Annotated in this window: 11 protein-coding genes; all 11 read right to left on the reverse strand. The window is 69.6% G+C overall.

Features of this window, described 5'->3' with window-relative positions; translation table 11 throughout:
• Positions 1-156: 156 nt before the first annotated feature.
• Positions 157-1,365, reverse strand: coding sequence for a methionine adenosyltransferase (metK, locus tag AAFF41_RS10945; protein ID WP_319745142.1), 1,209 nt, complete (start codon positions 1,363-1,365; stop codon positions 157-159).
• Between the two features lie 240 nt (positions 1,366-1,605).
• Positions 1,606-2,808, reverse strand: coding sequence for a bifunctional phosphopantothenoylcysteine decarboxylase/phosphopantothenate--cysteine ligase CoaBC (coaBC, locus tag AAFF41_RS10950; protein WP_319745139.1), 1,203 nt, complete (start codon positions 2,806-2,808; stop codon positions 1,606-1,608).
• 91 nt (positions 2,809-2,899) lie between these two features.
• On the reverse strand, positions 2,900-3,172 hold the full coding sequence (rpoZ, locus tag AAFF41_RS10955) for a DNA-directed RNA polymerase subunit omega (protein ID WP_003982715.1): 273 nt from the start codon (positions 3,170-3,172) through the stop codon (positions 2,900-2,902).
• A 47-nt stretch (positions 3,173-3,219) separates the two neighbouring features.
• A complete protein-coding gene (gene gmk / locus AAFF41_RS10960; RefSeq protein WP_054233983.1) occupies positions 3,220-3,777 on the reverse strand; it encodes a guanylate kinase in 558 nt (185 codons plus the stop codon).
• 37 nt (positions 3,778-3,814) lie between these two features.
• Positions 3,815-4,138 carry an integration host factor gene (locus tag AAFF41_RS10965; protein WP_016638838.1) on the reverse strand — a complete coding sequence of 108 codons (324 nt, stop codon included), beginning with the start codon at positions 4,136-4,138 and terminating at the stop codon, positions 3,815-3,817.
• Positions 4,139-4,450: 312 nt separating this feature from the next.
• On the reverse strand, positions 4,451-5,293 hold the full coding sequence (gene pyrF, locus AAFF41_RS10970) for an orotidine-5'-phosphate decarboxylase (protein ID WP_319745137.1): 843 nt from the start codon (positions 5,291-5,293) through the stop codon (positions 4,451-4,453).
• On the reverse strand, positions 5,290-6,396 hold the full coding sequence (locus AAFF41_RS10975; RefSeq protein ID WP_319745135.1) for a quinone-dependent dihydroorotate dehydrogenase: 1,107 nt from the start codon (positions 6,394-6,396) through the stop codon (positions 5,290-5,292). The genes pyrF and AAFF41_RS10975 overlap by 4 nt, the downstream gene beginning before the upstream one ends.
• Before the next feature lie 95 nt (positions 6,397-6,491).
• Positions 6,492-9,800 carry a carbamoyl-phosphate synthase large subunit gene (gene carB / locus AAFF41_RS10980; protein WP_319745132.1) on the reverse strand — a complete coding sequence of 1,103 codons (3,309 nt, stop codon included), beginning with the start codon at positions 9,798-9,800 and terminating at the stop codon, positions 6,492-6,494.
• Positions 9,793-10,950 (reverse strand): glutamine-hydrolyzing carbamoyl-phosphate synthase small subunit, encoded by a 1,158-nt coding sequence (gene carA, locus AAFF41_RS10985; protein WP_343323903.1) that lies wholly within the window; start codon positions 10,948-10,950, stop codon positions 9,793-9,795. The genes carB and carA overlap by 8 nt, the downstream gene beginning before the upstream one ends.
• Positions 10,947-11,510, reverse strand: coding sequence for a PH-like domain-containing protein (locus AAFF41_RS10990; protein ID WP_415925829.1), 564 nt, complete (start codon positions 11,508-11,510; stop codon positions 10,947-10,949). The genes carA and AAFF41_RS10990 overlap by 4 nt, the downstream gene beginning before the upstream one ends.
• A gap of 14 nt (positions 11,511-11,524) precedes the next feature.
• Positions 11,525-12,811: a dihydroorotase gene (locus AAFF41_RS10995; RefSeq protein ID WP_075027544.1), complete on the reverse strand. Its 1,287-nt coding sequence runs from the start codon at positions 12,809-12,811 to the stop codon at positions 11,525-11,527.

The raw sequence follows: 12,811 nt of genomic DNA on the forward strand, positions 1-12,811 counted from the left end.
AGACCCCGACCTTACGAACCGCGCCCCCACCCGCACCACCGATTTACCCACCCACCTTTACCCACCCGCAGCGCCCGCCCCTCGCGGACTCCCGCCGGGAAACGGTGAGGCCCGGCACCCCCGAAGGGGTACCGGGCCTCGCCGTGCAGGCGTTGCTTACAGACCGACGGCCTTGCGCAGGGCCTCCACGCGGTCCGTGCGCTCCCACGTGAAGTCGGGCAGCTCGCGGCCGAAGTGGCCGTAGGCGGCCGTCTGGGAGTAGATCGGGCGCAGCAGGTCGAGGTCGCGGATGATGGCCGCCGGGCGGAGGTCGAAGACCTCGGCGATGGCGGTCTCGATCTTCTCGGCGTCGACCTTGGCGGTGCCGAAGGTCTCGACGAAGAGACCGACCGGCTCGGCCTTGCCGATGGCGTAGGCGACCTGGACCTCGCAGCGGGAGGCGAGGCCCGCGGCGACGACGTTCTTGGCGACCCAGCGCATGGCGTAGGCGGCGGAGCGGTCGACCTTGGACGGGTCCTTGCCCGAGAAGGCGCCGCCGCCGTGGCGGGCCATGCCGCCGTACGTGTCGATGATGATCTTGCGGCCGGTGAGGCCGGCGTCGCCCATCGGGCCGCCGATCTCGAAGCGGCCGGTCGGGTTCACGAGGAGACGGTAGCCCTCGGTCTCCAGCTTGATGCCGTCGTCGAGGAGGGCCTTGAGCTCCGGCTCCACCACGAACTCGCGGATGTCGGGGGCGAGGAGGGAGTCGAGGTCGATGTCCGACGCGTGCTGCGAGGAGACGACGACCGTGTCCAGACGGACCGCCTTGTCGCCGTCGTACTCGATGGTGACCTGGGTCTTGCCGTCGGGACGGAGGTAGGGGATCGTCCCGTTCTTGCGGACCTCGGAGAGGCGGTGCGACAGGCGGTGCGCGAGGTGGATCGGGAGCGGCATCAGCTCCGGGGTCTCGTCCGTCGCGTACCCGAACATCAGACCCTGGTCGCCTGCGCCCTGCTTGTCGAGTTCGTCCTCGTCGCCCTCGACCCGGTTCTCGTACGCCGTGTCGACACCCTGCGCGATGTCGGGCGACTGCGAGCCGATCGACACCGAGACACCACAGGAAGCTCCGTCGAAGCCCTTCTTCGACGAGTCGTAACCGATCTCCAGGATCTTGTCGCGGACCAGCTGGGCGATCGGCGCGTACGCCTTGGTCGTGACCTCGCCGGCCACGTGCACCAGGCCGGTCGTGATCAGCGTCTCCACGGCGACCCTGGACGTCGGGTCTTCCCGCAGAAGCGCATCGAGAATGGTGTCGCTGATCTGGTCAGCGATCTTGTCGGGGTGACCCTCGGTCACGGACTCCGAGGTGAACAGGCGACGGGACACAACGCTCCCTGTGGTTGCAGCGGCTGCTGGCTGATCATTGGTGGACGGGACGAGAGCTGCGCTCGGCGTCGTCCGAGAACAGTTTATCGGTCGCGCTCACCCACAGGCCCCCCTGTCTCGCTTCTCGGAAGCCCTGTGACCTGCGGCACGGGCATTCTGCGCCATGCCGATCGTTCTCCACCAGGGTCCCCACGGGCGATTTCACGCTGATGGACGCGGCGGCTGGGGTTAATGAGACAGTCACACCAGGCGGCGTACCACCAGGTCCCACACCATCTCGGCCAAAGCCTCCTTGGGTCCGTACGGCACCGCGGTCTCACTGCCGTCGGCCCCCAGCACCACGGCCTCGTTCTCCTCGGCACCGAAGGTCTTGCGCTCCCCCACCTCGTTCACGACGAGAAGATCGCACCCCTTGCGCGCCAGCTTCGTACGACCGTTGGCGAGGACGTCGTCCGTCTCGGCGGCGAAACCGACGACCACCTGGCCACGGCGGGGACGGTCCGCCGAGATCTCCGCGAGGATGTCCGGATTGCGAACCAGAACGATCGGCTCCGGTTCCCGGTCGTCCTTCTTCTTGATCTTCCCGGTCGCGTAGGCGGCCGGGCGGAAGTCCGCCACCGCAGCCGCCATCACCACGGCGTCGGCGTCCGAGGCCGCCTTGAGGACCGCCTCGCGCAGCTGTACGGCCGTCCCGACCGGCACCACGTCCACGCCCGCCGGGTCCGGCAGTCCGGTGTTCGCGGCGATCAGCGTGACCCGGGCGCCCCGCGCGGCCGCCGTGCGCGCCAGGGCGTACCCCTGCTTGCCGGAGGAGCGGTTGCCGAGGAAGCGGACGGGGTCGAGGGGCTCTCGGGTACCGCCGGCGCTGACGACGACGTGGCGGCCGGTCAGATCGGCCTCGGTCGCGCCGCGGGCGAGCACCCGGCGGCAGACCTCGAAGATCTCCGCGGGCTCGGGCAGTCGCCCCTTGCCGGTGTCGACGCCGGTCAGGCGCCCCACGGCGGGCTCGATGACGACGGCGCCGCGGCGGCGCAGCGTCGCCACGTTCTCCTGGGTGGCGGGGTGCTCCCACATCTCTGTGTGCATGGCGGGCGCGAAGACGACCGGGCAGCGGGCGGTGAGCAGGGTGTTGGTGAGGAGGTCGTCGGCCAGGCCGTGGGCGGCCTTGGCGAGCATGTCGGCCGTCGCGGGGGCCACCACCACCAGGTCCGCGTGCTGTCCGATGCGGACGTGCGGGACCTCGTGGACGTCCGACCAGACCTCGGTGGAGACGGGATGGCCGGAGAGCGCGGACCAGGTGGCGGCGCCGACGAAGTGCAGCGCCGAGGCGGTGGGGACGACGCGCACGTCGTGGCCCGACTCCGTCAGCCTGCGCAGCAGCTCACAGGCCTTGTACGCGGCGATGCCACCGCTGACCCCCAGCACGACCTTGGGTTTGTCCACCGTCTCTCCCCGAGCTCGGAAACGTACGACTCCATGACACACCACAGGCCCGGCGGTCGCGCCGCCGGGCCTGGGATGAGCGATTGAACGACTACTGCGCGGGGCCCTCGACGGCCTCGGACGTCAGCAGACCCGCGTTGATCTCGCGCAGGGCGATCGACAGCGGCTTCTCGTGGACGTGGGTGTCGACGAGCGGACCGACGTACTCGAGGAGGCCCTCGCCGAGCTGCGAGTAGTACGCGTTGATCTGACGGGCGCGCTTGGCCGCGTAGATCACGAGGCTGTACTTCGAGTCGGTGGCCTCGAGGAGCTCGTCGATCGGAGGGTTGATGATGCCCTCGGGAGCGGTAATGGAAGAGGACACGCTCTGCCTTCCGAAAGGTGGAAATGACCTAAAAGTGACCTGAAAGATCAAACAACTTCTACCAAGGCTAGCAGCTCACGCGCCACGTCCTCGACGGAGGTGTTGACCAGGGTGACATCGAACTCCGGCTCGGCCGCCAGTTCGATCTTGGCCGCCTCCAGGCGGCGCTCGATCACCTCGGGCGGTTCGGTGCCCCGTCCGGTGAGCCTGCGCACCAGCTCGTCCCAGGAGGGCGGAGCCAGGAACACGAGCAGGGCCTCCGACATGGACTCGCGGACCTGCCGTGCGCCCTGGAGGTCGATCTCCAGGAGGACGGGCACGCCCGACTCCAGGTGCTCCAGGACGGCGGCACGCGGCGTCCCGTAGCGGTTGCCGGCGAATTCGGCCCACTCCAGCAGCTCGCCGTTGGCGATCAGCTTGTCCATCTCCTCGTCGGAGACGAAGAAGTAGTGGACTCCATGCTTCTCACCGGGGCGCGGCTTGCGGGTCGTCGCCGACACCGAGAGCCAGACCTCGGGGTGTTCCTTGCGCATATGGGCGACGACCGTGCTCTTGCCGACCCCAGAGGGGCCGGAGAGCACGGTCAGCCGCGGTCGTTCACTCATGCAGCGATTATTCCAGCAATCCCGGTATGCCCAGGACTCAGGCGCCGGAGCCGCCGAACTCACGCTCCAGAGAAGCGATCTGGTTCGAGCCGAGGCCGCGTACGCGGCGGCTCTCGGAGATACCGAGTCGCTCCATGATCTGCTTGGCGCGGACCTTGCCCACGCCCGGCAGGGACTCCAGGAGAGCGGAGACCTTCATCTTGCCGATGACGTCGTTCTCCTGGCCCTGCTTGATGACCTCGTGGAGGGAGGCGCCGGAGTGCTTGAGTCGATTCTTGACCTCGGCCCGCTCCCGGCGAGCCGCGGCGGCCTTTTCGAGCGCGGCTGCGCGCTGTTCAGGGGTAAGGGGCGGAAGAGCCACGCCTACGTCACCTCGGATGTCGAACTGTCGGATACGGACCGGTGAGGAACCTAGTCGCCCCACACCTGGGGAGCTACGAGCAACACGCTTGCCCGTTCTCCCCCGCACTGCCTTGAAAGCGTGGGAGGTGGCCCCACTCGACGGAGACTAGCGGGCAAGTGCGCCAGAGTCAGCGAGAACAGCGGAAAAGTCCTGGTCAGCCTCCCTGGAGCCGGACATTTACGACATACTGCCCCGGATTTGAGGATGTATTCAGACTCGCGGCGCTCCGAACGCACTCATCGGAGGACTCCCGAACGGCTGTCGGAGGACTCAGGCGGCCGTCACGGCGGCTCTGATCTCCTCCGCGAAGCGCTCGGCGGACGCACGCAGCGCGACCACGTCGGGACCGTGACGAAGAACACCCCGGCTCACGTTCGGCACGACATTGCGCACCGCCGCCCCGAAGACGCCCGCCAGATCGGCCGCCGTGGCTCCCTGGGCGCCGATGCCGGGCGCCAGGAGCGGTCCGTTGATGTCCAGGTCGTAGGAGGAGAGATCGCCCAGCGTGGCGCCGACGACCGCACCGAAGGACCCCAGGGGCGTCTGTCCCGCGTTCTCGGCGGCGAGGTGGGCCAGCATGGTCGCTCCGACGTTGCGGCCGTCCCCGCGGACGGCGTGCTGCACCTCGCCACCCTCCGGGTTCGAGGTGAGCGCGAGGACGAAGAGCCCGGCCCCGCTCTCGCGCGCCAGGTCCACCGCGGGCTTCAGCGAGCCGTAGCCCAGGTACGGCGACACCGTCAGCGCGTCCGAGAAGAGCGGCGCGTCCTTGCGCAGGAAGGTCTCCGCGTACGCGGCCATGGTCGAGCCGATGTCGCCGCGCTTGGCGTCCATCACGACCAGCGCCCCGGCCGCCCGCGCCTCCTCGACCGACTTCTCCAGGACGGCGATGCCCCGCGAGCCGAACCGCTCGAAGAACGCGCTCTGCGGCTTGAGGACCGCGACCCGCTCGGCCAGCGCCTCGACGACGGTGCGGCTGAACCGCTCCAGGCCCGCGATGTCGTCGTTCAGGCCCCAGTCGGTGAGCAGCGAGGCGTGCGGGTCGATGCCAACGCACAGCGGGCCGCGCTCGTCCATGGCACGGCGAAGACGTGCGCCAAAGGGTTCCAGGCTCATGCGGACTTCCTCACGTCGGCGCCGACCGCGTCGGCGAGGGTGGCGTACGGGCTGGTACGGAGGCGGGCGGCGAGCCCTTTGTGGATCGCCCGGCCCCAGAAGGGGCCCTCGTAGATGAACGCGCTGTACCCCTGGACCAGCGTGGCGCCGGCCAGGATGCGCTGCCAGGCGTCCTCGGCGTTCTCGACGCCGCCGACGCCCACCAGGGTGATCCGGTCGCCCACGCGCGCGTAGAGCCGGCGCAGCACCTCAAGGGAGCGTGCCTTCAGCGGCGCGCCCGAGAGTCCGCCGGTCTCCCCGACGAGCGAGGGTTCGGACTTCAAACCGAGTCCATCGCGCGCGATCGTGGTGTTCGTGGCGATGATCCCGTCCAGGCCGAGCTCGACGGCGAGGTCGGCGACCGCGTCGACGTCCTCGTCGGCGAGGTCGGGCGCGATCTTGACGAGCAGCGGCACACGCCGGTCGGTGACCGCGCGGTCGGCGGCCTCGCGGACGGCGCTCAGCAGCGGCCGCAGTGCCTCGGTCGCCTGGAGGTTGCGCAGGCCGGGCGTGTTCGGCGAGCTCACGTTCACCACGAGGTAGTCCGCGTGCCGGGCGAGCCGCTCGGTCGACTTCACGTAGTCGCCGACGGCCTCCTCCTCGGGAACGACCTTGGTCTTGCCGATGTTGACGCCCACGACGGTCCGGAAGACGGGCGTACGGGCCCCCAGGCGCTCGCTGACGGCCGCGGAGCCCTCGTTGTTGAACCCCATGCGGTTGATCAGCGCCCGGTCCGCCACGAGGCGGAACAGCCGCTTCTTGGGGTTGCCCGGCTGCGGCTCCCCCGTGACCGTGCCGATCTCGACGTGGTCGAAGCCGAGCATCGACATCCCGTCGATCGCGACGGCGTTCTTGTCGAAGCCCGCCGCGAGCCCGAAGGGACCGTGCATCCGCAGGCCGAACGCCTCGGTCCGCAACTCCTTGTGGCGGGGCGCGAGCACGGCGGCGACGAACGTACGCAATACGGGGATACGGGCGACGAGCCGGATCCAGCGGAAGGCGAGGTGGTGGGCCTGCTCGGGGTCCATCCGCTGGAAGACCAGCCGGAAGAAAAGCTTGTACATGTCTCAGTGTCCTCTTGAAGCTCTCGGTGTCCTCGTGAAGCCTCATGAGCCTCATGAAGAGGGGGACACCGTTTCCGGTGTCCCCCTCAGGGCTGCTAGTCGCGGGCCGCTGTCAGATGCTCGGCGTGTTCCTGGAGTGAGCGCACGCCCACGTCGCCGTGGTTGAGCGCGTCGATGCCCTGGACGGCGGCGGCGAGTGCCTGGACGGTCGTCAGGCACGGCACGGAGCGTGCCACCGCGGCCGTACGGATCTCGTAGCCGTCGAGGCGGCCACCGGTGCCGTACGGCGTGTTGACGATGAGGTCGACCTCGCCGTCGTGGATCAGCTGGACGATGGTCCGCTCGCCGTTCGGTCCTGTGCCCTCGGACTGCTTGCGCACGACCGTCGCGTTGATGCCGTTGCGCTTGAGCACCTCGGCCGTGCCGGAGGTGGCCAGCAGCTCGAAGCCGTGCGCGACCAGCTCGCGCGCCGGGAAGATCATCGAGCGCTTGTCACGGTTGGCGACCGAGATGAAGGCGCGGCCCTTGGTCGGCAGCGGACCGTAGGCGCCCGCCTGGGACTTGGCGTACGCCGTGCCGAAGACGGAGTCGATGCCCATGACCTCACCGGTGGAGCGCATCTCCGGGCCGAGGACGGTGTCGACGCCGCGTCCGTGGATGTCGCGGAAGCGCGACCACGGCATGACGGCCTCCTTGACGGAGATCGGCGCGTCGAGCGGCAGCTCGCCACCGTCACCGTGCGCGGGGAGCAGCCCCTCCGCCCGCAGCTCGGCGACGGTCGCGCCCAGCGAGATCCGGGCGGCGGCCTTCGCCAGCGGCACCGCGGTCGCCTTCGAGGTGAAGGGGACCGTGCGCGAGGCTCGCGGGTTGGCTTCGAGGACGTACAGGATGTCGCCCGCCATCGCGAACTGGATGTTGATCAGACCACGGACCCCGACACCCTTCGCGATGGCCTCCGTGGAGGCCCGCAGCCGCTTGATGTCGAAGCCGCCCAGCGTGATCGGCGGCAGCGCGCACGCCGAGTCGCCGGAGTGGATGCCGGCCTCCTCGATGTGCTCCATCACGCCGCCGAGGTACAGCTCCTCGCCGTCGTACAGCGCGTCCACGTCGATCTCGATCGCGTCGTCGAGGAAGCGGTCGACGAGGACCGGCCGGGAGGGGCTGATCTCGGTCGACTCGGCGATGTAGGACGACAGCCGGGTCTCGTCGTACACGATCTCCATGCCGCGCCCGCCGAGGACGTACGACGGCCGTACGAGAACCGGGTAGCCGATCTCGTCCGCGATGGCCTTGGCCTCGGCGAAGGTGGTGGCGGTGCCGTGCTTGGGGGCCGGGAGACCGGCCTCCGCGAGGACGCGTCCGAAGGCGCCGCGGTCCTCGGCGGCGTGGATCGCCTCGGGGGACGTACCGACGACCGGCACGCCGTTGTCCTTGAGGGCCTGGGCCAGGCCCAGCGGGGTCTGGCCGCCGAGCTGGACGATCACACCGGCGATCGGGCCGGCCAGCGACTCCGCGTGGACGATCTCCAGCACGTCCTCGAGCGTCAGCGGCTCGAAGTACAGACGGTCGGAGGTGTCGTAGTCCGTGGAGACGGTCTCGGGATTGCAGTTGACCATCACGGTCTCGTAGCCCGCGTCGCTGAGCGCGAAGGAGGCGTGGACGCAGGAGTAGTCGAACTCGATGCCCTGGCCGATGCGGTTCGGACCGGAACCCAGGATGATCACCGCGGGCTTCTCGCGCGGCGCGACCTCCGTCTCCTCGTCGTACGAGGAGTAGAAGTACGGCGTCTTCGCCGCGAACTCGGCGGCGCAGGTGTCGACCGTCTTGTACACCGGGCGCACACCCAGCGCGTGCCGCACCTCGCGCACCACGTCCTCGCGCAGCCCGCGGATCTCGGCGATCTGGGCGTCGGAGAAGCCGTGCCGCTTGGCCTCGGCGAGCAGCTCGGGGGCGAGCTTGTCGGCGGCGCCCAGCTCGTCCGCGATCTCCTTGATCAGGAAGAGCTGGTCGACGAACCACGGGTCGATCTTCGTCGACTCGAAGACCTCCTCGGGCGTGGCGCCCGCGCGGATGGCCTGCATGACGGTGTTGATCCGGCCGTCGGTGGGCCGCACGGACTCCTCCAGGAGAAGAGCCTTGTCACCGGGCTCGCCGACGAACGTGAACTGGCTGCCCTTCTTCTCCAGCGACCGCAGCGCCTTCTGCAGCGCCTCGGTGAAGTTGCGGCCGATCGCCATGGCCTCGCCGACCGACTTCATGGTGGTCGTCAGGGTGGAGTCGGCGGACGGGAACTTCTCGAAGGCGAAGCGTGGGGCCTTCACGACCACGTAGTCGAGCGTCGGCTCGAAGGAGGCCGGGGTCTTCTCGGTGATGTCGTTCGGGATCTCGTCGAGCGTGTAGCCGACGGCGAGCTTCGCGGCGATCTTGGCGATCGGGAAGCCGGTGGCCTTGGAGGCGAGCGCCGAGGACCGCGAGACGCGCGGGTTCATCTCGATGACGATGATGCGGCCGTCGACGGGGTTGACCGCGAACTGGATGTTGCAGCCCCCGGTGTCGACGCCGACCTCACGGATGATCGCGATGCCGATGTCGCGCAGTCGCTGGTACTCGCGGTCGGTCAGCGTCATCGCCGGCGCGACGGTGATGGAGTCACCGGTGTGGACGCCCATCGGGTCGAAGTTCTCGATGGAGCAGACGACCACGACGTTGTCGTTCTTGTCGCGCATCAGCTCCAGCTCGTACTCCTTCCAGCCGAGGATGGACTCCTCCAGGAGCACCTCGGTGGTCGGGGAGAGCGTGAGACCCTGACCGGCGATCCGGCGCAGCTCCTCCTCGTCGTGGGCGAAGCCGGAGCCGGCGCCGCCCATGGTGAAGGAGGGCCGGACGACGACGGGATAGCCGCCGAGCGTCTCGACGCCCGCGAGCACGTCGTCCATGGAGTGGCAGATCACGGACCGGGCGGACTCGCCGTGCCCGATCTTCGCGCGGACGGCCTCGACGACGCCCTTGAAGAGGTCGCGGTCCTCGCCCTTGTTGATCGCCTCGACGTTGGCGCCGATCAGCTCGACGCCGTACTTCTCCAGCACACCCTGCTCGTGCATGGAGATCGCGGTGTTGAGGGCCGTCTGGCCGCCGAGCGTCGGCAGCAGGACGTCCGGGCGCTCCTTGGCGATGATCTTCTCGACGAACTCGGGGGTGATCGGCTCGACGTAGGTGGCGTCGGCGATCTCCGGGTCCGTCATGATCGTCGCCGGGTTGGAGTTGACCAGGATGACCCTCAGGCCCTCGGCGCGCAGGATGCGGCACGCCTGGGTGCCGGAGTAGTCGAACTCGGCGGCCTGGCCGATGACGATCGGGCCGGAGCCGATGACCAGGACGGACTGGATATCGGTGCGCTTAGGCACGCTGGCCCTCCATCAGGGAAACGAAGCGGTCGAACAGGTAGGCGGCGTCGTGCGGGCCGGCTGCCGCTTCGGGGTGGTACTGGACGCTGAAGGCCGGCTGGTCGAGGAGGTGGAGCCCCTCGACGACCTGGTCGTTCAGGCAGACGTGGGAGACCTCGGCGCGGCCGTAGGGGGTCTCGGAGACCTTGCCGAGCGGCGCGTCGACGGCGAAGCCGTGGTTGTGCGCGGTGACCTCGACCTTGCCGGTCGTACGGTCCTGGACCGGCTGGTTGATGCCGCGGTGGCCGTACTTCAGCTTGTACGTGCCGAAACCGAGGGCGCGGCCGAGGATCTGGTTGCCGAAGCAGATGCCGAAGAGCGGGGTCCTGCGGGCGAGGACCTCCCGCATGACGGCGACGGGGCCGTCGGCGGTGGCCGGGTCACCGGGGCCGTTGGAGAAGAAGACCCCGTCGGGGTTCACGGCGTACACGTCCTCGGCCGTGGCCGTGGCGGGCAGCACGTGCACCTCGATGCCGCGCTCGGCCATGCGGTGCGGGGTCATGCCCTTGATGCCCAGGTCGACGGCGGCGACCGTGAACTTCTTCTCGCCGATGGCGGGGACGACGTAGGTCTCATTGGTGGCGACCTCGGCGGCGAGGTTCGCGCCCTTCATCTCGGGCGCCTGGCGCACCTCGGCGAGCATGGTGCCCTCGTCGGGCAGCGCGTTGCCCGAGAAGATGCCCACGCGCATGGCGCCGCGCTCACGCAGGTGACGGGTGAGGGCGCGGGTGTCGACACCGCTGATGCCGACGACGCCCTGGCTGCGCAGTTCCTCGTCCAGCGAGCGCCGGGCGCGCCAGTTGGAGGGCACGCGCGCGGGGTCGCGGACGACGTAGCCGGCGACCCAGATCCGCTTCGACTCGGGGTCCTCGTCGTTGACGCCGGTGTTGCCGACGTGCGGGGCGGTCATGACAACGACCTGGCGGTGGTACGACGGGTCGGTGAGGGTCTCCTGGTAGCCGGTCATCCCGGTGGAGAACACGGCCTCGCCGAAGGTCACCCCCACGGCCCCGTAGGCGCGGCCACGGAAGGTCCGGCCGTCCTCCAGGACGAGTACGGCGGGAGCTGCCTTGTGCCTCTGCGAGGCGGCTCCCTGGATGGAGGTCGTCATCGTGCGCCTTCCGTCTTGGTGCTCTTGTTGATCATGTTGTTCAGGGTGTCGACCCACTCGATGTGCTCGGCCGCGCGGTCCGAGCGGAACCCGGAGTCGATCAGCTTGTCGCCGTACGCCCAGGTGATGACGAGCAGACCGCCCTCACTGAGGACCTTCCCGGCGATGCCCTTGCCGAGCAGGGCCTCGCGCAGTGCCTCGGCCGGGATGAAGAAGTCGGTGGCGCCGGGGCGTACGACGTCCAGTCCCGCGTCCGTCAGCGTGAGCTCGACCCGGCTTCGGGTGCCCAGGCCGTGCGCCACGATGCGGTCCAGCCACTGCCCGGCGGTGGTGGAGCCGTGGTAGCGGCCGCTCATGCTCAGTTTCGCCGGGCCGGGGTCTTCCGGCGCGGCGGGCAGCTCCGGCAGGTCACTCTGAAGGGTGCCGCGCCACTTCCAGCCCTCGCGCATCAGCCAGTAGACGAGGGCGACGAACAGGACGAGGCCGACGAGCCAGCCGATCCGGGCGGCCCAGTCGGTCACTTCGGCGGACTTCTGTTCGGCAGCCATGGAGGCGGCCATCGGGATGAGAGGTGTCACGCGAGCTTCCCGTCGACGAGGGTGGCCTTGCCCCGCAGCCAGGTGTGCGTGACCCGGCCCGGCAGCTCACGGCCCTCGTAGGGGGTGTTGCGGCTGCGCGAGGCGAAGCCCGCGGGGTCCACGGCCCCACGGTATGCCGTGTCGACGAGCGTGAGGTTGGCGGGCTCACCTGCCGAGACGGGACGGCCGTGGCCCGCGGCCTGCCCGATCCGGGCGGGCTTGAAGGACATGCGGTCGGCGACGCCGGCCCAGTCCAGCAGTCCGGTCTCCACCATCGTCTGCTGGACGACGGAGAGCGCGGTCTCGAGCCCCACCATGCCCATGGCGGCGGCGGCCCACTCGCAGTCCTTGTCCTCGTGCGGGTGCGGCGCGTGGTCGGTGGCGACGATGTCGATCGTGCCGTCGGCGAGCGCCTCGCGCAGCGCCGTCACGTCGCGCTCGGTGCGCAGCGGCGGGTTGACCTTGTAGACCGGGTCGTACGTGCGGACCAGCTCGTCGGTGAGGAGGAGGTGGTGCGGGGTGACCTCGGCGGTGACGTCGATGCCGCGGGACTTGGCCCAGCGCACGATCTCGACGCTGCCGGCGGTCGACAGGTGGCAGATGTGGACGCGGGAGCCGACATGCTCGGCGAGCAGGACATCCCGGGCGATGATCGATTCTTCGGCCACCGCGGGCCAGCCCCCGAGCCCCAGCTCGGCGGAGACGACGCCCTCGTTCATCTGGGCGCCCTCGGTGAGGCGGGGCTCCTGCGCGTGCTGCGCGACCACGCCGCCGAAGGCCTTCACGTACTCCAGGGCCCGGCGCATGATCACCGCGTCGTCCACGCACTTGCCGTCGTCCGAGAAGACGGTGACGCCGGCCGCGGACTCGTGCATCGCGCCCAGCTCGGCGAGCTTCTTGCCCTCCAGGCCGACCGTGACGGCGCCGATGGGCTGCACGTCGCAGTAGCCGTGCTCCTGGCCGAGCCGGTAGACCTGCTCGACCACACCGGCGGTGTCGGCGACCGGGAAGGTGTTGGCCATGGCGAACACGGCGGTGTAGCCGCCGCTCGCCGCCGCTCGCGTACCGGTCAGGACGGTCTCGGAGTCCTCACGACCGGGCTCCCGCAGATGGGTGTGCAGGTCGACGAGGCCCGGCAGCAGGACCTTGCCGTCGGCCTCGACGACCTCGGCGCCCTCGTCCGGGAGACCGGTACCCACCGCCTCGATCACGGCACCGTCGATCAGTACGTCCTGCGGCTCGCCCCCGAGCACCTTCGCACCACGGATCAGGATCTTGCTCAT

Origin of the sequence: Streptomyces mirabilis, from assembly GCF_039503195.1 — a bacterium.
Taxonomy (GTDB): Bacteria; Actinomycetota; Actinomycetes; order Streptomycetales; family Streptomycetaceae; genus Streptomyces; species Streptomyces mirabilis_D.

Coding starts and splice junctions, on each gene's coding strand:
- gmk (WP_054233983.1), bottom strand. CDS start 3,777: ATGAGTGAACGACCGCGGCTGACCGTGCTCTCCGGCCCCTCTGGGGTC.
- pyrF (WP_319745137.1), bottom strand. CDS start 5,293: ATGAGCCTGGAACCCTTTGGCGCACGTCTTCGCCGTGCCATGGACGAG.
- AAFF41_RS10975 (WP_319745135.1), bottom strand. CDS start 6,396: ATGTACAAGCTTTTCTTCCGGCTGGTCTTCCAGCGGATGGACCCCGAG.
- carA (WP_343323903.1), bottom strand. CDS start 10,950: ATGACGACCTCCATCCAGGGAGCCGCCTCGCAGAGGCACAAGGCAGCT.
- AAFF41_RS10990 (WP_415925829.1), bottom strand. CDS start 11,510: ATGGCCGCCTCCATGGCTGCCGAACAGAAGTCCGCCGAAGTGACCGAC.
- AAFF41_RS10995 (WP_075027544.1), bottom strand. CDS start 12,811: ATGAGCAAGATCCTGATCCGTGGTGCGAAGGTGCTCGGGGGCGAGCCG.